The organism is Bdellovibrio bacteriovorus HD100 (assembly GCF_000196175.1).
GTDB lineage: Bacteria > Bdellovibrionota > Bdellovibrionia > Bdellovibrionales > Bdellovibrionaceae > Bdellovibrio > Bdellovibrio bacteriovorus.
Map to the genome: position 1 here is coordinate 1,977,588 of NC_005363.1, position 22,026 is coordinate 1,999,613.

16 protein-coding genes are annotated in these 22,026 nt (G+C 50.4%); 4 read left to right on the forward strand and 12 right to left on the reverse strand.

Annotated elements, in window-relative coordinates; all coding sequences use genetic code 11:
* Window positions 1-101: 101 nt before the first annotated feature.
* From BD_RS09460 to BD_RS09470, 3 genes are all read left to right on the forward strand, one after another.
* Window positions 102-2,000 carry a lipoprotein N-acyltransferase Lnb domain-containing protein gene (locus BD_RS09460; protein ID WP_011164519.1) on the forward strand — a complete coding sequence of 633 codons (1,899 nt, stop codon included), beginning with the start codon at window positions 102-104 and terminating at the stop codon, window positions 1,998-2,000.
* Window positions 2,000-2,398, forward strand: a complete 399-nt coding sequence (locus tag BD_RS09465) for a hypothetical protein (RefSeq protein ID WP_011164520.1) — start codon at window positions 2,000-2,002, stop codon at window positions 2,396-2,398. The genes BD_RS09460 and BD_RS09465 overlap by 1 nt, the downstream gene beginning before the upstream one ends.
* Window positions 2,399-2,503: 105 nt before the next feature.
* A complete protein-coding gene (locus BD_RS09470) occupies window positions 2,504-3,514 on the forward strand; it encodes an LLM class flavin-dependent oxidoreductase (protein WP_011164521.1) in 1,011 nt (336 codons plus the stop codon).
* Here BD_RS09470 and BD_RS09475 read toward each other — a convergent pair.
* From BD_RS09475 to miaB, 12 genes are all read right to left on the reverse strand, one after another.
* Window positions 3,511-5,175, reverse strand: a complete 1,665-nt coding sequence (locus BD_RS09475; protein WP_157865688.1) for a substrate-binding domain-containing protein — start codon at window positions 5,173-5,175, stop codon at window positions 3,511-3,513. The genes BD_RS09470 and BD_RS09475 overlap by 4 nt on opposite strands.
* Before the next feature lie 229 nt (window positions 5,176-5,404).
* Entirely contained in the window at window positions 5,405-6,334 is a 930-nt protein-coding gene (locus BD_RS09480; protein ID WP_011164523.1) for a hypothetical protein, read from the reverse strand.
* 13 nt (window positions 6,335-6,347) lie between these two features.
* Complete coding sequence (locus tag BD_RS09485) at window positions 6,348-7,520, reverse strand: hypothetical protein (protein ID WP_011164524.1); 1,173 nt, start codon at window positions 7,518-7,520, stop codon at window positions 6,348-6,350.
* A gap of 2 nt (window positions 7,521-7,522) precedes the next feature.
* A complete protein-coding gene (dnaE, locus tag BD_RS09490; RefSeq protein ID WP_011164525.1) occupies window positions 7,523-11,062 on the reverse strand; it encodes a DNA polymerase III subunit alpha in 3,540 nt (1,179 codons plus the stop codon).
* Window positions 11,063-11,134: 72 nt separating this feature from the next.
* On the reverse strand, window positions 11,135-12,103 hold the full coding sequence (locus BD_RS09495) for a hypothetical protein (RefSeq protein WP_041583542.1): 969 nt from the start codon (window positions 12,101-12,103) through the stop codon (window positions 11,135-11,137).
* 138 nt (window positions 12,104-12,241) lie between these two features.
* A complete protein-coding gene (gene guaA, locus BD_RS09500) occupies window positions 12,242-13,762 on the reverse strand; it encodes a glutamine-hydrolyzing GMP synthase (protein WP_011164527.1) in 1,521 nt (506 codons plus the stop codon).
* Window positions 13,763-13,764: 2 nt separating this feature from the next.
* Complete coding sequence (gene guaB / locus BD_RS09505) at window positions 13,765-15,228, reverse strand: IMP dehydrogenase (protein ID WP_011164528.1); 1,464 nt, start codon at window positions 15,226-15,228, stop codon at window positions 13,765-13,767.
* A gap of 77 nt (window positions 15,229-15,305) precedes the next feature.
* Window positions 15,306-15,815, reverse strand: a complete 510-nt coding sequence (locus BD_RS09510) for a gamma carbonic anhydrase family protein (RefSeq protein ID WP_011164529.1) — start codon at window positions 15,813-15,815, stop codon at window positions 15,306-15,308.
* Between the two features lie 19 nt (window positions 15,816-15,834).
* Window positions 15,835-17,004, reverse strand: coding sequence for a patatin-like phospholipase family protein (locus BD_RS09515; RefSeq protein WP_041583543.1), 1,170 nt, complete (start codon window positions 17,002-17,004; stop codon window positions 15,835-15,837).
* Window positions 17,005-17,062: 58 nt separating this feature from the next.
* Window positions 17,063-19,303 carry a cation:proton antiporter gene (locus tag BD_RS09520; protein ID WP_011164531.1) on the reverse strand — a complete coding sequence of 747 codons (2,241 nt, stop codon included), beginning with the start codon at window positions 19,301-19,303 and terminating at the stop codon, window positions 17,063-17,065.
* A gap of 18 nt (window positions 19,304-19,321) precedes the next feature.
* Entirely contained in the window at window positions 19,322-19,879 is a 558-nt protein-coding gene (locus BD_RS09525) for a bifunctional nuclease family protein (protein ID WP_011164532.1), read from the reverse strand.
* 2 nt (window positions 19,880-19,881) lie between these two features.
* A complete protein-coding gene (gene miaB / locus BD_RS09530; protein WP_011164533.1) occupies window positions 19,882-21,243 on the reverse strand; it encodes a tRNA (N6-isopentenyl adenosine(37)-C2)-methylthiotransferase MiaB in 1,362 nt (453 codons plus the stop codon).
* A gap of 94 nt (window positions 21,244-21,337) precedes the next feature.
* Between miaB and BD_RS09535 the strand changes: the two genes are divergently transcribed.
* Window positions 21,338-21,964: a hypothetical protein gene (locus tag BD_RS09535; protein ID WP_011164534.1), complete on the forward strand. Its 627-nt coding sequence runs from the start codon at window positions 21,338-21,340 to the stop codon at window positions 21,962-21,964.
* The last annotated feature ends 62 nt before the right edge of the window (window positions 21,965-22,026 follow it).

The window sequence follows — 22,026 nt, forward strand, 5'->3', positions numbered from 1 at the left end:
CCACCCCTTGGCACCCCCTTTGCTCTAAGGACACTGCTTGTGTTTTTTGGAGTCATTGTGCGACCAGCCCACTTCCGTGGACTTTAAGGAATGGTATTCATATGAAATACAGATCTATTACAGCTCTGGGCCTAGTGTTTTTCGCAACGATCTGCTCGAGTGCTGCGTCATTGAACGCCGACTCCGAGGTCAATACGACACTGATCCGGGAGTTCCTTTCAAAAACGGAAATGCGTCTGCCACCACAAGTGATCAAGTTCGTGGGGCCGCAGACAGTGGACTTTAAAGACATGGGCGCGCTGCCTGGGGATCTTTGCAGCAAGGATGTGAACTATAAAGATCTGGTTAAAAGCAGCGTTCTGAAATTCCGCAAGCGCATCTATTTGCACAAAGGACTTTTGCCATACTTGAACGGATCCAAATCCCCCTGCGGAAACAACAGCATTCATAACATCGCAGCTCGTGCATTGATCTTTGAAATTTCCCGCCTGTATGACCGCTCGGACAAACACTGGGACAATGCCACCGACAAGGCCGCGCTCTCCAGTTGTGAATTTCAGCATGACACCGATCGCCAGAACGGCAATCTGGCTCCGATCTGCCAATACTATCTGAAAAGCTCTTACCGCGTTTCCGGATCCCCGTCTTACAAGAATCTTTCTGACTTTAAGGGGAACCGCATTCAAAGCAAAAACGAACTGCCTGTGCGTGTGGGAAATATCAACGAGCTGGATTCGCCGGACGAACACTTTGCTTACAACTTCACCCAATTTTTGACGGATCCCAGCTATCAATGCCGTAAACCTTCTTTCCACACTTACTTCCAGCGCCTGACAGGTTTTGTCCCGTTTACAGCCGACAGCTGCGCCTCCGTCACTCATCTTTACACCAGCACCGGCGCATGGAAGATCGACATCGATCCGGCCAAAGTTTACGAAGTGCATTTCCTTTTTGCCTCGAAAGGTGAAGAAATGATGAGCCGCTGGGGACATTCGATGCTGCGCCTGGTGGTGTGCGCCCCCACACGAAAAACTGTGGGACCCGAGTGTCTGGCGGATGTGGCTTTCCATGTGGTGTTAAGCTATCGCGCCAACATTGATGATGTGATTGTGAATTACTGGGACGGTCTGACTGGAAAATATCCTTCCCAGATCATGACCTTTGCCATGAGTGAAGTGATTGATGAATACACCCGCGGTCAATGGCGTGATCTGATCAGTCTGCCGCTGAAGATATCTGCCACAGAAAAGAAAATTCTGGTGGAAAGCGCCCTGGAACATTACTGGAGCTATGCCGGAGACTACAAATTCCTTTCCAACAACTGCGCATCCGAAACAGACCAGTTGATGCGTTCGGCTTTACCGAAAAATCATTCGTATCAGGATACGTTTGCGGCAAGTCCTCTGGGCGTGTATCGCAATCTGAAATTGCACAATCTGGTGGATGAAAGTCTTTTGAATGACGAAAAGGACGCCAAACGCAAAGGCTACTTTTTCCCAAGCCAGAAAGAATCCCTGGACAGGGCCTTTAATCACATGCGTCCGTTCTTCCTGGGCTATCGTGATTTGTCCGAGTGGGCAGAGCATTCCAAATCCTTAGAGCGCAACAAAGTCTATCAAACTCTTGAGACCTTCGAAGATATCGGCAACGCCTACATCCTGGAAAAATACGCCAATCTGGTACAGCAAGGACTGCAGGGAAAACTGATCGCCCGCCTGCTTCAAGGCGACAACCGCGAAGCTGCGTTTGTGCAGATCATTGCCGGCATCAACCAAGCCTCACAAAACCGACTGCCATGGAAGCTGGCGATAGGGGGTTACGGAGTCCCCGTAGCGGCGGAAGTGGTTTCTGATGAAGAAGTCATCTTGCGCCTGCAAGATGGCATCAAATGGGGTGGCGCTTACAAAGAATTGGTAATGAAAAAGTTCCCGGGCATCGACCAGGAACTTGTTGGAATTAAACAGAACCTAGAACTACTAACAAACCGCAGGAGGTTTTAATGAAAAAACTAGTACTGGTCTCTTTGTTGATCATGGGTATCGGCATGGAATCCGCAATGGCTCGCCCTCACCACAGACCGCGCCCCGAGCACGGCCGTGGCCACGGTGGTCATCATGGTCACAGCGATTTCGGTGATGGAGTCCTGGCAGGCTTGCTGCTTTCCACATCGGCTCTATTCCTGAGCGACATCACAGCCAACCATTCTCAGGCAGTTTATCTGCACGCAGATCAGGACGCGGCCACCTTCCTTGCTGAAGGTGGCGAGCCGACTCCGGCATTGGCGCAGGCCATGAACTATGAGCGTGATTTCCTGGCGCGTGCGCAAGTGGAAGCTTCCGCTGAGCTTTCCGATCAGGAAGTGGCTTATTTGGTTATGAGAAGATCTGAAAGCCTGTAATTCAGGTTTTTACTTCGGACCACGAAAAAGGGACTGAGAAATCAGTCCCTTTTTTTATTGCGGATACGAGTTGTTGTTTCGGACAGACAGGACTATAATGTGCCTATGTCTGATACTAAAAAGCTTTCTGAAATTCAGCTCTCTGTCCTGGACCTTGCGCCCATCATCGACGGTAAATCCGTCGCGGACTCTTTTCACAACACTCTGGATCTGGCTCAGCACACAGAAAAGTGGGGATACAACCGCTATTGGCTGGCCGAACATCACAACCTGGATGGTATCGCCAGTTCTGCGACCTCTGTGCTGATTGGGTATGTGGCAGGCGGGACCAAAACCATCCGCGTGGGCTCTGGCGGCGTGATGCTGCCGAATCATGCGCCGCTGGTCATCGCCGAACAGTTCGGCACGCTTGCGCATTTATACCCGGGTCGCATTGACCTGGGGTTGGGACGTGCCCCCGGCACGGATCGTCTGACCATGCACGCTTTACGGCGCGATATGCAGGGAAATGAAAACGACTTCCCGGAAAATGTGCGCGAGCTGATCGGATACTTCGCAAAAAGCCATGGACATGAACGTGTGCGCGCCATCCCGGCAATGGGAACCGAAGTTCCGGTGTGGCTGTTAGGGTCCAGCCTTTACAGTGCTCAACTGGCGGCAGTCATGGGGCTTCCTTATTCCTTTGCCGACCACTTCGCCCCGGAACAAATGGAAGAGGCGATTCATGTCTACCGCTCGGGTTTCCAGGCTTCACGGTATTTAAAGAAACCTTATGTGATGGTGGGCTTGCAGGTTGTCGCCGCCGACACCAGTGAAAAAGCCCAGCGCCTGGCTACCACCTTGTATCTGCGATTTTTGGGAATTATTCGCAATCAGCGCGTGAATCTGCTGCCCCCAGTAAGCAGTATGGAGCAGATCTGGCGACCAGGGGAAAAAGAAATTGTCTTAAGCAAATTAAGCAACGCCATCATCGGCGACAAAGACGAAGTCAAAGCCGGCCTGGAGCGATTTATCCAGCGCACCGGGGCTGATGAGGTGATGATTTTGTCTGATATGTACGATCACGCTGATCGCCTGCGCTCTTTTGAACTGACCGCTGAAGTCTGGAAAAGCTAGTCCTGAGACATCAGGTGCCAGTCTTTCAGATTATACTTGTTCAAAATATTGTCCAATTCACCACTTTGCCGGGCCTGCAGGAACCAGTTCTGAAGGTGCTGGGGAACAGAACCAAACTCGGGCTCTTTAGGCACACTCACCAGAACCAAGGAGCTGAATCCGGTCAACGACGTAGGCACCAGTTTCAGATTCACACCGGCCTTGCGACCCATGGAATAGCTGAGCAGATTATAGTCCCCCAGCGCCAGATCCACGCGACGATCATTGATCATCTTGATCATTCGATCGGCCACATCTGACCCCGTCAGTTTGATCACCCGGGATCCTCCGGAAGTGGAAAACACTTCCGCACTGCCTTCACTCCCCACATCAGCATAGACGATTTTTTTAGTGGCAATGGATTCACTGTCAATCAGAGAGTCTTTATAGTTCAGAGGCACCAAGGCCCCCAGATAACTCATCCCCAAATCCGGCCCCACGACGCGGATGTTCGAAAGATAGCGAACCATATAAGACGGTACGATAATGTAATTCACCTTGCGCGACAGAAGGTTGGAAACCAGACGGGTGTTGGCGATACTTTCCATCTGCAGGATAAACCCCTGCTTTTGGGCGATGTCTTTCAGAATATCATAGATATATCCACCCCACACACCAGGACCTTTTTCGCACAAATATGGGCACAACGGAGCCACGCCGATCTTCACAATCACCCGGTTGGACGACGATGTCGGAATCGAAGTGGTTTTCACCCGGACCGGAGTTTTTTCCGGCGTCACTGTCACATATTTTGACGAAGGACGCCCCATCCAACCCGGATAGTCCTTCACGGACTGGGCTGTCACTGGAAATGTGGGCACAAGTTTTTTGGACGGAACTTTTTCTTTTTTAAGATAAGCAATCAAACTTCGCGCGGTCTCACGCCCCAACTCTGCACAAAACTGGGCAGAATCGATGATCGTCAGTCTTTTGTTTTTGATATTTTCAACCGACTCAGGATCGCCGTCAAAAGTGGCATGACGAATCTCGGTGCGCTTTTTTTCCCAAAGGGTCTTCACGATCGTGATGCCGCCCCCGTCATTGACAGTCAAAATCAGATCCACACTTCCTTTTTCCGGGAAATCCTTCAGGAACTGCTTTACTGCGACCTCACCCGATGCCGGATCCACGGCCTGATAGCGCTTCAGAACTTTGAAATTACGATTGTGTTCGCGAAGAGAATCAAAGAACCCGTCAACCCGGTCCATCGTCGAAGACACCTGCGGGTATTCGAAGACCACAATACGAATTGTGCTGCCTTTATCAAAGACTTTTTCGATATAGTCGCCATTGTCGCGGCCACCCTGATAGTTGTCGCTGGTTAAAAACGAAGCCAGGTTTCCGTTTACGATATACTGATCATACGCGATCACTGGAATGCCCTTGGAGTTGGCCTCTTGCAGACCACGAGCCAGAGCCGAATTGTCTGTGGGTTGAATCACAATCACATTTGGATTTTTTTTAAGGGCCTCATCCAGCTGGGTTGTCTGATTCAGGATCCCTTTGCGTCCTTCACCAGCCACATAAGGTATTACTTTGATTTTTTCAGAGTTGGATTTGTTGAATTTTTCAATCTCTTCTTCGAAGCCTTTTCGCATGGCGACCTGGCCTTCAATCTTCATACTCCAGTACAAAGCAGGAACATTCCACGTCGTTGAAGCGTGTGAAGAAAAAGAGAAAATAAAAGCGCTGATAAAAAAACAAAACGTATTTGTGCCCACACAGCGAGTATATCTGATGCGGGTATGGGCTCCAAACAAGCAATTTAGAATTGCGACCTGTTAATAAAAGAAAATAGAATGTGTTTATACATAAGAGCGGAACACTGATGTTCCGCAAATATCCGCGACACTAGTACAGTTCAATGCGATCATTCTCTCTGAATCCAGAGCCAGAATGAATCACCGCAATAGATCCATCGTTACCAAAGTAACTGATAACCTCGAGTGTTCCTTTGAGTCTGCCTGGAACACGACCAATATGGCCCCCACTTTCCGGATCATACACATCATCACCGTCTTCGGTGACTTTCAAAAGATCACCGACTTGCAAACCCGAAATTCTGCCAACGTTCAGATAAATCCTGTCGCCATTGATCGCTGCGATACGACCTTCCCAGGTGACTTTATCCAAAGAGGCCAGCACCTGTGGCGTGAAGTCGAGGAAAGCATCTTTCACCAGCACCGTGATCATGTCCGGGTTGTTAGCCAGGAACTTGTCGGTTTCGACCCTTTCCGCAACACGCACACCCTGTTCTTCCACGGTGACTGTTTTTACCGTGTTAAACACTTCGCGCCCCGCACGTCCCGTCACCACACGCACTTGGGCCACCACTTCAAATGCCGTGGTCAAATGACGAACCACGCCCACATTGTCAGCTTTGCGCTTGATACGAATGTCGATGATCTTTCCTTCAAGAACAGTGTTCACACCCAGAGCCTGCGCCGCTTTGGCAACTTCGGACAACTTGTACTGACCGTTCTCGATCATCTTGGCCAGATCCACTTTCAGCTCACGGCTGTCCAGGGCGATGACTTCGCCGGTGCGGTTTAAATCCGCTATGAAGGCCGCACGAGCCTGATCACGCAGCTCCTGCGGGCGTTTGTCGCCAGCATCCAGGAACGGCAGAACCATCATACGCTTACGAGGGGCGGAATCATCCTTGCGCGCCTCATAGTTCACGTCCTTGATTTCCCGGCGTGTGGTCGGATTTGCACTGCGATCCAGAGTTGCACACGCAGTCACACAGAAAACAATTGCCAGACAAAATAACTTTTTCACCAGGAGTCCTTTCCTACTGAGCCCACTTCAAAACAATCTCATTTTGTCCTTCAGACACACGGGAAAGCCTTTTCCCGTCGAGATCCAAAGACTCAAGCTTGCCCACCAGTTCGGAAGCCGGCACCGAGGTGTCGACCTCAAAACTGACGCTGTCAGCACTGACCAGACGCTCACGGATGTTTTTCACCTGAGTCAGCTGCGAACGGATTTTTTCTTTCATGCCCTCCAGAACCGGCAGCGGCTGACGCCCCTGAATGGTCAGGCGGATCATGGAAGTTCCCAGAGAACCTCTTTGCCAGGCGTCCATCACCTGTACGGCCAGGTCATTGGCCGTGCCTTCCAGAACTTCACGCAGTTTTTTATCAATGGCATTTTCGAAGGAACCACTGTCCGTATCAAAGCGCCGGGAGACGTCGGCAATGGCACGGCCGTTACTGACCTGCAAAGCCGTCATTTTGATTTCAATGCGGAAGTTGTTGCGCTCCCCTTTGGTCAGGTTGACTTGTCCATCAACCACGACCGGGGCATTAAAGTACTGCGCAAAGAACTGAGCGTCCTCGCCACCAATTTTTTCATTCTGGAAGTCCGCCGGGACACTGGCCGCCAGCCCCGCTTCAATCGGTTTGATCAGATAAAAATTATTTTTCTGGAAAGCCCCGCGCAGGGCTTCTTCCAGCAGGCGGCCTTCCTTGACTAGAAACCCCTGAGGATTCTTGTCCAGCGGCAACCACCAGCGATAACTGCGACCTTCAACACGGTCCTGCCAGCTGACCAGCGGAAGCACCACTGGCACCGCCTCATTTTCATTCAAAAGAGAATTATCCTGAAGCATCTGCTTCAGATCCTTCAATGACACTTTCATCGCCACGGACATCTTGAACTCATCGGCGTTTTGAGTCAGCGCCGATGGTTTTGTAAACGGGATGTAGCGTGCGGAGTTGCGGATGATTTTATTCTGGATCAGGGTTTTATTTTTCAGGAAGCGGTCGTTACCGATCAGCTCCTGAATGATTTCTTCAGAGACTTTCTGGGAGGCCTCATCCTGAATGACTCTTTTCGCCACCTGCGGATTGGTTTCTTTGGAAACCCCGGAATAGGTGCGATCCACCAGTTCTGCCTGCTGGGCCAGGGCGGTGCCATTCAAGATCATCATCAACGCTGCTGCAACCACACTTACTAAACGCATTCCTAGCTCCTCAACTCGATAAAGTCCGTTCTTCCAAACAGGGAATGAACACCTTCAAAGAATTCATTGTTCACATTGATCCCCTGCGCCTCTTCCATCTCCATCAGGACACGACGGTTGAGCTCGCCCAACTCGATTTCCAGACTGACCGAGGTTGCTCCCGGATAGTCCTTCATCAAAGACTGCAAACGAGGGTAATCATCAGGATTAATCTTATCCAATCTTAAGACCATTCGCTTGGTTTTTTTAAGGATATCTTCCAATGGAGAGACCGTATCAACCATGATTTTGGCGGATCCTTCCTCCACTTCCAGACCACCCCCGACCAGGACCGGCCTTTCATCGCGCAACTGGGCTTCAAATCGCGCATAGGAATCCGGGAAGATCACCAGCTCGCAGCTGCCCGTCAGGTCCTCGACCTTGCCGAACGCCATGCGAGTTCCCTTTTTAGTGATCAGCTCACGAAGCTCTGTGATTAGCCCCGCCACCACGACACGTTTTTTACCCGCATCACGGTTCTTCCAGTCTTTTTTGGCCGCCTTCAGAGCTTCCGCCTCAGGACTGCCCGGAGCCGGCATCTGCGCCGGCAGATCAATCACTTTGCACGTTGTCCAAAGCTCGGAAAGCGTGTCAAACCCCTTCAAGGGGTGATCACTCAGGTAAAAGCCCAGAACTTCCTTTTCGTAAGTCAAAGACGCCGTTCGTGCCCAGGGTTTTACTTCTTCCAAAGTCACTTTGGTTTCCGTCGATGGTCCCAGGTCAAACAACGAAGACTGCCCCATTTCACGGTCTTTTTGCAGACCGATGGCACGATCCAGATATTTCTGATAGCCGGCAACCAACTGCGCACGGTGCGCCCCGAAACCATCAAAAGCCCCGGCCTTGATCAGACACTCGATCACTTTTTTATTCACACGACGGGTGTCGATGGAATTAAAGAATTCATCCAAAGAGTTGAATTTTTTCTCGGGCAGATTATTGCGGGCCTCAATGATGGCCTCGACCGCATTCTGCCCCACGCCCTTGATCGCCCCCAGGCCGAAGTAAATTTCATCGCCATGAACATCAAACAGATAATCCGAGAAGTTCACGCTTGGCGAACGCACGGTCAGACCACGCTTGGTGGCATCCTTGGAGTATTTTACGATCTTTTCCGTATCCGAAAGCTCGGTACTGAGAAGAGCGGCGAAGAATTCCGCCGGGTAATGACATTTCAGCCAGGCCGTCTGAATGGTGACGACCGAGTACGCAGCGGCGTGGGATTTATTGAAACCGTAATCGGCGAACTTGTACATCAGATCAAACAGATCTGATGAACGTTGTTTATCATGCCCGCGTTCAATCGCCCCTTTCATGAAGCGTTCGCGGTGCTGATCCATCTCCTCTTTGATCTTCTTACCCATCGCACGACGAAGCATATCCGCTTCACCCAGAGAGTATCCGGCAATGCGCGAGGCGATACCCATAACCTGTTCCTGATAGACCATGATCCCGTAGGTCTCGGACAGAACTTCACGGGTGTCTTCCAAAAGGTATTCCACCGGCGCCTTACCGTGTTTACGATCGGTAAAGTCCGGAATGTTCGCCATTGGACCCGGTCGGTACAACGACGTGATCGCAGTAACATCGGCAAACGAAGAAGGACGGATTTTACGGGTGGCATCGGTGATGCCCTCACCCTCAAACTGGAACACCCCGGCGGTATCCCCGCGGGACATCATTTCGAAGGTCGCCGCATCCGTCATTGGAATCATCTGTGACTGGATTTTTTTGCCACGGTTTTTCAAAATCAGCTTCAAAGCATGATTGATATGGGTCAGGGTCTTCAGACCCAGGAAGTCAAACTTGATCAGACCGATTTTTTCGGCGTGCTTCATGTCGTACTGAACAACCTGCTCGCCGTCAGCACCCTTATAGAGCGGAGCATGACGAACCAGCTGTCCGTCGGCGATGATAACCCCGGCGGCGTGGATACCAGCATGGCGAACCATCCCCTCCACCCGCTGCGCCAGATCCATCAGTGTGTTCACTGTTGGATTCATCTCCATCATCTCGCCAATACGAGGTTCCATTTCCATGGCCTCTTTGAGATTGATGCCAAGTTTTTCCGGAATCAGTTTTGTCACGGCATCGACTTCCGGGAAGGTCATCCCCAGAACGCGTCCCACGTCCTTGATCGCGGCACGGGCCTGCAACTTACCGTAAGTGATGATCTGGGAAACAGACTCCTGACCATACTTGCGGGTTACATACTGAATCACCTCCTGGCGACGATCCTGACAGAAGTCGATATCGAAGTCGGGCATCGAGATACGTTCTGGATTCAGGAAACGCTCAAACAGAAGGAAATTAGGAAGCGGATCCAAATCCGTAATACGCAAAACATAAGCAACCAGAGAGCCGGCACCGGAACCCCGCCCCGGCCCCACCGGAATGTCATTCACCTTCGCCCAGTTGATGAAGTCTTGGACGATCAGGAAGTAACCGTTAAAACCCATACGATCGATAATACCCAACTCATATTCCAGACGCTTGTCGTACTCTGGAATTTTGTCTTCCGGTATCATCTCGCCACGCGCGGCGGCCTCTTCAAAGCGCACCAAAAGGCCTGCTTTGGCTTTGCGGGCGATGTCTTCCTTCAACGACAAACCATCGTCTGTCGGGAATGTTGGAAGGTGATAGATCGGTTTTCCCTGATCATCTTTCAGCTTGAATTTAACATCGCAGCGTTCAGCGATTTGCAGAGTGTTGGCGATTGCTTCCGGCACATCAGCAAAAAGCTCGGTCATCTGCTCTGGCTTTTTTAAATAAAACTCATCCGTGCCCAGACGGAAACGGGATTCGTCACTTAAAGTTTTATTCGACCCGATACAGATCAAAACTTCCTGAGCCATCTGATCATCCTGAGTCATGTAGTGCACGTCATTGGACGCCACGACAGGAACTCCGGTGATCTTGGAAGCTTCCAGCAGGAATGGATTCAGACGATCCCATTCCGCAACACCGGTGCGGCACATTTCAAGATACAGACGATCGTTGAAGATTTCTTTCAGCTGACGAATTTTCGCCAACGCCGCATCCGGACCTTCACGCAGGAAGGACTCTGCAACTTCACCGCGCAAGCCGCCCGTCAAACAGATCAGATTTTCGTTGTACTGCTGAATGACTTCGTAATCGATACGAGGCTTCCAGTAAAAGCCCTCTTGGTAGCCGATGGAAGAAAGTTTACACAGATTACGATAACCATCATTGTTCTGCGCCAGAAACACCAAGCGGCGTGGCCCGGTGTTGACCTGATCACGATCCTGCTTTTTTTCAAGACGAGAACCTGGCGCGATGTACGCATCCAAACCCAGAATTGGTTTTACGTTGTTATCCTTACAGGCAAAGAAAAATTCAACAGCACCGAACATGTTGCCGTTGTCAGTAAGGGCCACCGCGGGCATCTGCATGGCCGCTGCTTTTTTGGCAATGGCTTTAACCCGGCATGCGGCTTCCAAAAGGGAATATTCTGAGTGGACGTGTAGATGAACAAAAGACATGACAATTTCATATCTTAGCCCCCTTTTTGTTTCAATAAAAGGGGGTGTTTAGGTCACACTTCTCTCGGCGCGTTAAAAGACCCCAAGTTGCACCAAAGGTTGAATGGAAACTCCGCCCGGAATTTGAGCAGACCCCAGATCCAATCTGTCGTTTTTAACGGGAATTTTGATGGTTTTTGAGCCCAGACCTGCATCAATCGTGACTGTGAGAATAACTCCAGAAACCTGCGCCGGATGGGTCGCCCCATCGATATTCCAAAGTGTCGCCTGATCGTCGCGGAATTCGATTTTATCACTGTTCGGAGCTGCCGGGTCTTTTTCAAGTTTTACATCCAAAACACTGGCCGCATACCCATCAGCCACTTCCATGTCCACCTGCAACTTTTGACGAAGCATTTCGTTGGCGTACTTGATCAACAAAACCGCACTTTTCCCAGGAGCTGGCGCCACAAAGTCACGATCGCGGGTGCTGTCTTGAGAAAGCAAACCGAAGTAACGAATGGCCAGATCCGAGTTAGGAACCTCCAAAGAAAAGGGCTGAGTCACTTTCTGGCGATACTTGAAATCATTGAAGGACATCAGCAGGCGTCCATCTTCAAGATTGAACAACCTATACCCCGTCATCTCGGCACAACAACCTCCCAAGCCTGAAACCAGCACAGGATAACTATCATGCACATTCAACTCGGTGGCCGCTTCTGTTTTACCCCACAAAACCCGCTCCAGACGCTCGCCTTTACGAACACTCCAGGAAATGCTTCCGGAAATACCTTCCGCATTCAAATATTCCTCGGTGTTTTTTGCGCTGCCAATCAGATACAGCTGATCCCCATCCACTTCCGAATAAGAGCGATAAGTCTGATAGTCTTGAGAAGTGCGCTGAATCACACGACTGCCGTCTTCGGCCTGCTTCAATTTAAAACTGGAGATGCCCGAGCTTTCATAAAGAATCTGCCCCGCCGCCGCGAGCGCCGCCATACAGGAAAGAACAATAAGTAAAGTAATACCCTTGGAAATTTTATGGATGTGTTTTGTTTTCATCCAAAGAAGGCTAACAAAACCAATCCCCAATCAGGAGTTACACAAAAATCATGACAAACAAAAAAGGTACCTGCTTACTTTTTCCGAAGCAGCGCATCTAGCACAGCGCTTCGGAAAAAGTAAGCAGGTACCTTTTGGTTATTCCCACTCGATGGTGCCGGGGGGTTTGCTGGTGACGTCGTAGACGACGCGGTTGACGCCTTTGACTTTGTTAGTGATCAGATTGGAGACCTCACGCAGGAACTGGAATTCGAAAGGATACCAGTCTGCGGTCATGCCGTCACTGGAGGTGACTGCACGCAAGGCCAGAACGTGATCGTAAGTTCTGGAGTCCCCCTGCACGCCCACGGTTTTTACCGGAAGCAAAACACAGAACGCCTGCCAGATTTTTTCGTAAAGGCCGCGGCGGCGAAGTTCTGAAATATAAACATCATCTGCTTCTTTAAGAATTTGCAGTTTTTCTTTCGTCACTTCACCCAACACACGAATTGCCAAGCCCGGCCCCGGGAACGGATGACGCCACAGCATTTCTTTTGGAAGTCCAAGCTGTGCCCCCAGAGCGCGCACTTCATCTTTGAACAATTCGCGAACTGGCTCCACCAGACCCAATTTCATTTTTTCCGGCAGACCACCCACATTGTGGTGCGACTTGATGGTCACACTGCCGCCCACTGACGACACACTTTCAATCACATCCGGATAAAGTGTTCCTTGCGCCAGCCATTTGATCGGAAGTTTGTGATCATAGCTTTTATCAAAGACTTCAATAAACACACGTCCGATGGTTTTACGCTTGTCTTCAGGATCAGACTTTCCTTGAAGGGCTGAAAGAAACTCTTCAGAAGCATCCACACCGCGCACATTCAGCCCAATGCGATGATAAGACTCAAGCACTGCTTCGTACTCGTTTTTACGCAAAAGACCGTTATCAACAAACACGCAGTGAACACGCTCAGCACCCAAAGCCTTGGTCAGCAGAGTCGCCACCACCGTGGAATCAACGCCGCCACTTAAACCCACCAGAACATGATCCGTAGGTCCGACTTTGTCTTGCGCTTCCTTGATCAAAATATCCTTGATGTGAGGAGCATCCCAGTCCGCCGGAGCTTTACACATGCCTTGCGCGAAATATTTCAACAGATCCATTCCGTGATCGGTGTGCGCCACCTCGGGATGGAACTGCACCGCCAAAACGCCGGGACCCTGCATGGCTGCGGGATGATGGCCGTCGGAATTTGCGATGATTTTAAAACCCTCGGGGGCTTTTTCAACCACGTCGCCGTGACTCATCCAAACTTTTTGTCTTTCAGGAACACCCTGGACCGGACTGGACCATGTTACATAATTCAGACCATACTCACGGTGTTCAGCGCGAGTCACCTTGCCGCCTAACTGGTGAGTCAAAAGCTGCATTCCATAACAAACGCCCATCACAGGACTTATGTTACGAAGTTCAGCCACATTTCTTTGCGGTGAACCGGCTTCATAAACTGAATTCGGACCGCCGCTTAAGATGATGCCGTAAGGATTTTTCTTACGGATTTCTTCCGTGGGATATTCGAAGGAATGAATTTCTGAATAAAAACCCATCTCGCGCAGACGACGGGCAATCAATTGTGTGAACTGGGAACCAAAATCAAGAATGACAAAACCACGCATAATTATGACTCAATTCGATAGTTAGGTGCTTCTTTGGTGATGCTGACATCATGCACGTGGGATTCACGAAGACCCATGGCAGAAATCTGCACGAACTTCGCCTTGCTCTGCAGCTCATCTATATTGCGGGCGCCGACATAACCCATTCCGGATTTCAAGCCACCGATCAATTGATGAATGACTCCGGAAGCAGATCCTTTGTAAGCGACCTTGCCTTCGATGCCCTCTGGAACAAGCTTGTCATTTTCTTCGACGTCCATTTGGCCATAACGGTCTTTGGAACCTTTGGACATCGCCCCCAGACTGCCCATCCCGCGATAGACTTTGTATGTACGACCCTGGAACAAGATTGTTTCGCCCGGTGATTCTTCAGCCCCCGCCAGCAGGTTTCCGATCATCACGGAATTTGCACCCAAAGCCAGCGCCTTGGTGATGTCGCCAGAGAATTTGATACCGCCGTCAGCAATAATTGTTTTACCGCGGGAACGCGCAACCTTCGCACATTCCATCACCGCAGAAATCTGCGGCATCCCGACACCGGCCACCACACGCGTGGTGCAAATACTTCCAGGTCCCACACCAACTTTGACAACTTCAGCACCGGCGTCCAGCAAGGCTTGCGTGCCATCAGCCGTCACGACGTTTCCAGCCACAACAATCACATCTTTATGTTTCTGGGAAATATACTTTACCATTTCGATCACGTTTTTAGAGTGACCATGGGCTGTGTCGACACAAAGAACGTCGACATCCGCCGCCACCAACGCCTCCACGCGGTCACGGGAATCAGGCCCCACGCCCACCGCAGCCCCGACAAACAGACGACCATGTTCGTCCTTGGTGGCTTGAGGATAATTTTTAGCCTTTTCAATATCCTTGATCGTGATCAGACCTTTTAGTTTGCCTTTGGAATCCACCACCGGCAGCTTTTCAATGCGGTGTTTTTGCAGAATCTTTTTTGCTTCATCCAAAGTTGTGCCCATTTTCGCAGTGACCAGATTTTCTTTGGTCATCAGATTGCGAATCGGCTGATTGAAGTTTTCCTCAAAGCGCAGATCGCGATTGGTCAGAATTCCGACCAGCTCACCATTGACTGTGACTGGAACACCGCTGATGGAATATTTTTCCATCAGGGCCACAGCTTCTTCCACCAGATGATCCGGCCCCAGAGTGATGGGATCCATGATCATGCCGCTTTCATATTTTTTTACCTTTTCAACTTCCAGGGCCTGTTTGTCGATATCCATATTTTTATGAATGATCCCCAAACCACCATGTTGAGCCATGACCCGCGCAACGCGGTTTTCAGTCACCGTGTCCATCGCCGCGGAAATGATCGGCGTGTTCAGATATTTACCACGGGCAAATACAGAACGAGGTACAACATCCGTGGGAGTGATTTCAGAGTATTGGGGAAGAAGAAGAATATCGTCAAACGTCAGTGCGTAAGGGACTTCACGATCCATAACAAAGCTCCTAGAGGCAGGTTTTTGTTATTCTGAGCGGAAATCCCTTTGAGTTCAAGCAAAACAAGGGCGATTATTTAGTACCAGGTCTTGTAGAGAAGATAGTTGTCAGCGGACTTTTCAAGCAATGCCACCTCTTCATCCGTCAGCGCCCGCTTGACCTTGCCCGGGCGCCCAACAACCAGACTGCGTGGTGGAATTTCAGTTCCTTCAGTGATCAGGGTTCCTGCACCAATCAAACAATGCTCGCCGACTTTGCAGCCATCCATGATAATAGAACCCATACCGACCAGAGTGCCGCGACCAATCTCACAGCCATGCAGCATCACCAAATGCCCAATAGTCACGCGGTCATGGAGCGTTGTTCCCCATTTTTCATAGGTTCCATGAATGACGGAACCATCCTGAACATTGACCTCTTTGCCAATTCGAATCGGCATCACGTCACCGCGAATCACAACATTGTACCAGATTGATGAGCCGTCGCCAATTTCCACATTGCTGATAATGCGGGCGTTGTCCGCCACAAATACTTTTTCACCAATCACCGGAGACATGCCGCGTGCATTCACTAACCTGTTGCTCATAGAACACCTCTGCACTAAGCTAAAGTTTCGCCCCTAAAGAATCAACCTCTTCGTTGGCGCGCGCAAAAAAATCGGCAATTTTTTCCTTTTCTTTCATCCCATCTGAAAAACCGATATCAATCAACTGACGACAATAAGTGGGCGTGAACATCAGGTAACTGAGCATCTCTGCTGATTCATCCAACGACCCTGGCCCCCGTAACAGATAACGGATGATGCGGGGAAGCTCATTGCCCTTCTTTTTCGCCAATTCGGAAAAATCGACCGACGGGGAAATCCACAACGCCTCCAGCTCATGCCAGCTCGAGCGACGGCGCTCCTCGCTGGAAAGTCCCCGCAATCCTTCATTGATCTGCTGAATGCGCTGAATGTCTGCTTCCAGCCCATCCATCATCACCGCGTTCATCAGCACATTCGCTACCCGGGCCACGGTGGGCATTTCTCCGCCACTGGCGTGATGATAACTGTAGAACGTGTCCTGCCTGCGACGAACTCCAATGGCCAGCAATCGACTGGCTCCCAGATAAATCGCCGGGCCACAAGGTGACTGATTGCGGATGCAGCCGTCACCATAGTAGCGGTCCTGAATTTTTACCGGTGGAAACAACATGGGGATCGCGGAAGAAGCCATGATATGTTCAACCGACAGCTCCACCTTTTCACTGCGATGCATACCCCGCTCCCAGGTTTTCAACTCGGGAAGACCTTGAAAAAAACTGACAGTTGAAACCGAGTCATAATCAAGCGCTGACACCGAAACCGCCCGCAAAACCCCACTGTTGATTTTTTTCTGAATCTCACCGAACTGACATTTACCCAGGATAAAGTTATGCAGCGGGTGCGTGGACAATAGCGAACGAAGTCCTGAATCCTTTTTGCTCCCCCCAAGGGAAAACTCCGTCATCCATTGCAGTCCACCCCGGGATAGCGCCATCAAATCCGCATAAAAAACATTGTCACTGTCGATCTTCGACCACAGATTCACCAGATTGTTGCTGCTTTCAATAAACGACGATGGATTCCCGGCCAGCAGAGCCACATTGATGGCACCAGCACTGACTCCGGAATACACTTGAAAAGGATCGTCCAGCCTTTGACGGGAGCAAATATGGGCGATCGCCGCAAGCACACCGGCTTGATAGGCCCCGCGGGCGCCACCCCCGGAAAGCACAAGACCCAGTGTTGGCATAAACACCCTCCCGAGTGTTCATGCTAGCTTTAGCCAACGAAGAGGTAAAGCAGTGCGATTAAACTGTCACCTGACTTTGCTTTTTATCAGAAACAACCCAGACAAGGTCGTTCTCCCGCAAAGTGAAACTGGCCCGCGGACCCAAAATACGCTGCGGTCCACGCTCGATTCCCACGACCATGCCATGATAGGATTCACGGATACCGCTTTCACGGATCGTTTTATCTTTGAACTTTGAATCATCCAACACAACAAAAGAGGAAAGACGATAATCATCCTGGCGAGTGGTCATCTCCGGCTCAAGCACCTGCGCGGCCTTTTCTCCTTCCAGGAAGGTATGGAAACTTTGCAGTTCTTCTTCACTTCCGAAACAAATCAGTTTGTCATGAGGCCACAATACGAACTCCCCATCCGGGGCAAAATAGCGTTTGGCACCCCGGAAGACCGCCGCCACCGTGACCCCATAGTTTTCCTTGAACGACAGATCCCGCAAAGTCCGGCCCACCAGCGACGATTCCGCCGCAATGTCGTAGTTCCCCAGCGTGGTTTCCCATGGCAGGAAGTTTTTTGCGACAGAACTGCTGACCAGTTCTTTGCGCTCTTTTTCTGTAAGGTTTTTCTGGAAATTCTTTTCTATAAACTGATACAGCCGCTGAACCCACAACTGACCAGCCAAAGCCGCAACCCCAATAACAGCCACAATCACACCGGAAGCGACTTTCAAAGTCGCAAACTGACTGACCAAAACCCCCAACAAAATCACTGCCAGCGCCAGGCGTCCGACAAAAAGTCCCGCCTGAAGTCCGCGCAGTTTTTGCAGCTCTTCAAGTTCGCGCTGGGCACGCAAGGACGGACCACTCATCACGATCCCCCAGATAAAGGGCGCTGAGATCAGCAGACAGATAAACATGGAAATTCCACCAGCCCATGGACTTTCCTGCAGATACTTTTGAATCTCCAGATTCACAACCGCTTTGAAAGCCGCCATAATGGCGATCACCATCACAGTGTTCAACAGGATTTTCATCCCGTAAGTTTTCATTATAAGAGTTCCGGCTTTCTGTTCCCCGGCCTGACTAAAGGACGCATGGTACTGATCTAGATTGCGCTTCACACCCTCTGGAAGCCTTGCCTCGACCCAACGATAAAAAGGGTCCGCCACTTTTATCAGGTATGGAGTTGTAAAGGTCGTCACAGCAGACACCGCAATAGCCAGCGGATACAGGAAGTCACTGGTGACTTTCAGACTGACCCCCAGGGCCGCGATGATGAACGAAAACTCTCCGATTTGCGCGAGACTCATCCCCGACTGGAAGGCCTGCTTGCGGCCCTGCCCCGACAAAACCGCCCCCAGGAAGGTGCTCACAAACTTTCCAACGATAGTCACCAGGGTCACCAGAATCACCAGGTCCCAGCGTTCAATAATGACCTTCGGATCAATCATCATCCCCACAGAGACAAAGAAGATCGCGGCAAAAAGATTTTTCACCGGCTGAAGCACATGCTCCATCTGGTGACCCTCCGGGGTCTCAGCCAGCAAAGATCCCATCACGAAAGCCCCCAGGGCCGGGGAAAACCCCACACCCGCTGCGATCATGACCATCATAAAACACAAACCGATGGACACCAGCAGCAGGGTCTCGTCTTCCAGAAGACTGCGGATCTTGCGCAGAAAAATCGGAATCAGGAAAATCCCGACAACAAACCAAAGGGCAATAAAGAACAACAAACGAAGGCCCGAAAATGCCAGCTCTGCGGTTGAGAACGTGTCTGAGCTGGCGATCGCCGTCAGCAGAACCAAAAGCAAAATGGCGACGATGTCCTCAACCACCAGGATTCCGAAAACAAGTTCAACGAACTTTTTACCCTTCATCCCCAGTTCCTGGAAGGCCCGCACAATGATCGTGGTGGAGGAAACAGAAAGAATCCCGCCAAAGAACAAACTGTCGATATTGTTCCAGCCCAGCAAGTGCCCCACCAGATATCCGAGAGCCACCATGAATACGACTTCAAAGACCGCGGTAAAACTTGCCGACCCGCCAACTTTAAAAAGCTTTTTGAAACTGAATTCCAAACCCAGACTGAAAAGCAGAAAGATCACACCGATCTCAGACCAGACCTGAATGCTGACCTTGTCAGTGACAGTGGGTAAAAATGGGACGTGCGGACTGACTAAAAAACCTGCAATCAGATACCCCAGCACCTGAGGCTGACCAAGTTTTTTGAAAAGCAGCGTGGAAAGCGCTGCGATCATAAGAATAAAACCAAGATCCGTAATCAAATGAGGCAGATGATGCATGCCTCATAGTTACAAAAACTAGTTCAAATATCCAGAGCCTTTATCCATGAGACCGAAATTCTGGAAATTTTGTGCGCCGCCCTCGACTTCAGCATTCATCACACGGGAACGTCCAATAAAGCTCTTCGTCGCAAACAGAGGCACTCCCAGATACAGACACAGGGACATCGCCTCATCGGCGCGCAACTTCAACGAGTTGGTCTGCGGATGACCGCTGATGTAAAGTCGCAGATACTGATGGGCGCCTTTGATTTCGACAAAAACCGCCTGTTTTATTTCGATGCCCAAAGAATCCAGCATCAGCGCGGTGAACTTGTGCGGTGACGACTCCAGAATCATTTTGTTACTTTGAGACAGCGCCACCCCCGCATCAATGGCACTGACGGCCACAGGCAAAGTGTACTGATGAGCCTCGTCCTTCAAAAGCAAAAACGGGCGCGTCGCATCGGTGGTCACCGACAGCCCATAAGGGAACAGTTGCACCAGTTCTTTTTGATGGAAGGTTTCCTCTTCCCGGGATTCATTTGAAAACACGATTTGTGCTTTAAGTGAGTTGAAATTCTGGATGTCTTTCATGATTAAATCATTTCCCCTCTAAACACTGCCGGGAACGCCTTGGTGATTTTCACATCGACCGTTTTACCGATCAAATCCGCGGTTCCCAGGAAGTGCACCAGCTTGTTACCAGTGCTTCTGCCTTGCATTTTTCCGTGATCCCGGTCCACGTTTTCAACCAGGACCTTCATGGTGGTGCCTTCGTAGCGCTTTACGCGCTCAAAGGCCATGGCCTCATGCACATCAAACAGACGATTCAAACGCTCATTCTTCACATCTTCCGGCAGCTGATCTTCAAACTTTGCCGCCTTGGTGAACGGACGCGGTGAATAGCTGAACGCAAAGATGGTTTCAAAGCCGACTTCAGTCACCATGTTCAATGTGTCCTGGAAGTCCTCTTCAGTCTCACCTGGGAAGCCAACGATGATGTCCGTTGAAAAGCAGACATTCGGCAGCCCCTTTTGAATCATCGCAATGCGCTCCAGATACTCTTCGCGCGTATAGTTGCGGTTCATGCGCTCCAGCACCTTGGTGCTGCCCGCCTGAAACGGCAGATGGATGTATTCCATGATCTTGTTGGAGTGTTCGGCCATCACATCGACCAGCTTCTGATTAAAGTCCTTGGGGTGTGAAGTCGTGTAGCGGATGCGCTCAACGTCGGTTTCTTTGGCGACCTTCGCCAGCAGATCAGCAAAGTCGATGCCTTCGTCACCCTGGTAAGAGTTTACATTCTGTCCCAGCAAAGTGACTTCTTTCACGCCGCGTTTTACCAGATGTCGGATGTCGGTCAGGATGTGCTGAACCGGGCGCGATTTTTCACGCCCGCGTGTGTAAGGCACCACACAGAATGTACAGAAATTGTCGCAGCCCTTGGTGATGTTCACATAAGTGGCCACACCAGGATTGCGCACCAAAGTTTCAATGTGATAAGGCGAACGGTGTTCAAAGCGGGAGTTCACCAGCCTGCGTTCCCCGGCAAAAGACTTCGCCACCAGCTGCGGCAGACTGTCGATCTGATCCGTGCCGAAAACAAAGTCGATCATTGGCTGGGTCTTCATCAGATTTTCTTTTTCCTGCTGACCCACGCAGCCCCCAACGCCGATTTTCAGTTCAGGGTTTTTGCGTTTCATGTATTTGTAGGTGCCAACTTCGGAATAAACCTTGTGAACAGGTTTTTCACGCACACTGCAGGAATTGATAATAATCAGCGAAGCCTTTTTAGGATCCGTCACCGGCACAAAGTTCTGCATCTCAAGCAAAGCATACATTCGCTCGGTGTCGTTCACATTCATCTGACAACCATAGGTTGAAATATAGACGCCACGACCCATCCCGATATCGGGATTTTTCTCAACACTTTCAAGATTTTGGGTGATGTCATCCACGAGCTCTTACCTCTTGTGTCATTAGGGAAAGTGAGTTATAGAGGACCGTCTTAAGAATGTCAAAAAAAGCCCGAACCTGATGGAGGCCTTCGTCATGATCCCAAGACTGAAAAGTTCAAAAAAATGGACATCCTTTCCCAAAGAATACTCAGATCAGATTCAGGCTGTTTTTAAAGAAAATTTCGCCCAGTATCTGGACAACGCACAGTTGATCATTGAAGGCCGCATCTATCAGGAAGAAATTGTGCTGCGCGTTGGTTATCTGGAAGAGGGCCGCCTGGCCCAAGCCAATTTCGAAGTTTCCATGAGCTATTCCCAAGAGCAACAAGACGCTGTTTCCCGCATTCATAACTGCGTGGATGCCGCGGCCAGCATGATGCTGGAGTTCCTGGAAAACGAAGGTGAAGTGGACTTCCCGTACACCTGGAAGGAAGTTCCGTTCCAGGGCAAAAAAGTCTATCTGAAATTCTCTACCGAAAATTCCAATCTGGAGGCGGAAGCCAACAAACTTCTGGGGTTGAGTGAAGATGACATGCTTCACGACACTGACGAAGAAGCGGATGAAGACGCCTTGAGCCGCGCGGAACAGAGTGAAGAACTGTCACCTCCTCGCGATGACGAGGACTATTCCGAGGACGAAGTTTCCGATGAATCCGAGGAAGACTCCGAGGATAAAGGGCCAAAGATGTTCGGTGGCAAAGGGAAAAAGCAGCTTCACTAGCTTTTCTCTTCCGTCTGGGGGATTTGGTCTCACTTTGAGACGCCCCCTTCATTAAAATTTTT

Excerpts from the sequence above, each read along its gene's own strand:
- BD_RS09460 (WP_011164519.1), top strand. The coding sequence starts at position 102 with ATGAAATACAGATCTATTACAGCTCTGGGCCTAGTGTTTTTCGCAACG.
- guaB (WP_011164528.1), bottom strand. The coding sequence starts at position 15,228 with ATGGATCGTGAAGTCCCTTACGCACTGACGTTTGACGATATTCTTCTT.
- BD_RS09510 (WP_011164529.1), bottom strand. The coding sequence starts at position 15,815 with ATGAGCAACAGGTTAGTGAATGCACGCGGCATGTCTCCGGTGATTGGT.
- BD_RS09525 (WP_011164532.1), bottom strand. The coding sequence starts at position 19,879 with ATGAAAGACATCCAGAATTTCAACTCACTTAAAGCACAAATCGTGTTT.
- dnaE (WP_011164525.1), bottom strand. The coding sequence starts at position 11,062 with ATGTCTTTTGTTCATCTACACGTCCACTCAGAATATTCCCTTTTGGAA.
- BD_RS09465 (WP_011164520.1), top strand. The coding sequence starts at position 2,000 with ATGAAAAAACTAGTACTGGTCTCTTTGTTGATCATGGGTATCGGCATG.
- BD_RS09485 (WP_011164524.1), bottom strand. The coding sequence starts at position 7,520 with ATGCGTTTAGTAAGTGTGGTTGCAGCAGCGTTGATGATGATCTTGAAT.
- BD_RS09515 (WP_041583543.1), bottom strand. The coding sequence starts at position 17,004 with ATGCCAACACTGGGTCTTGTGCTTTCCGGGGGTGGCGCCCGCGGGGCC.
- guaA (WP_011164527.1), bottom strand. The coding sequence starts at position 13,762 with ATGCGTGGTTTTGTCATTCTTGATTTTGGTTCCCAGTTCACACAATTG.
- BD_RS09475 (WP_157865688.1), bottom strand. The coding sequence starts at position 5,175 with ATGAAGATTGAAGGCCAGGTCGCCATGCGAAAAGGCTTCGAAGAAGAG.
- BD_RS09535 (WP_011164534.1), top strand. The coding sequence starts at position 21,338 with ATGATCCCAAGACTGAAAAGTTCAAAAAAATGGACATCCTTTCCCAAA.
- BD_RS09520 (WP_011164531.1), bottom strand. The coding sequence starts at position 19,303 with ATGCATCATCTGCCTCATTTGATTACGGATCTTGGTTTTATTCTTATG.
- BD_RS09470 (WP_011164521.1), top strand. The coding sequence starts at position 2,504 with ATGTCTGATACTAAAAAGCTTTCTGAAATTCAGCTCTCTGTCCTGGAC.
- BD_RS09495 (WP_041583542.1), bottom strand. The coding sequence starts at position 12,103 with ATGAAAACAAAACACATCCATAAAATTTCCAAGGGTATTACTTTACTT.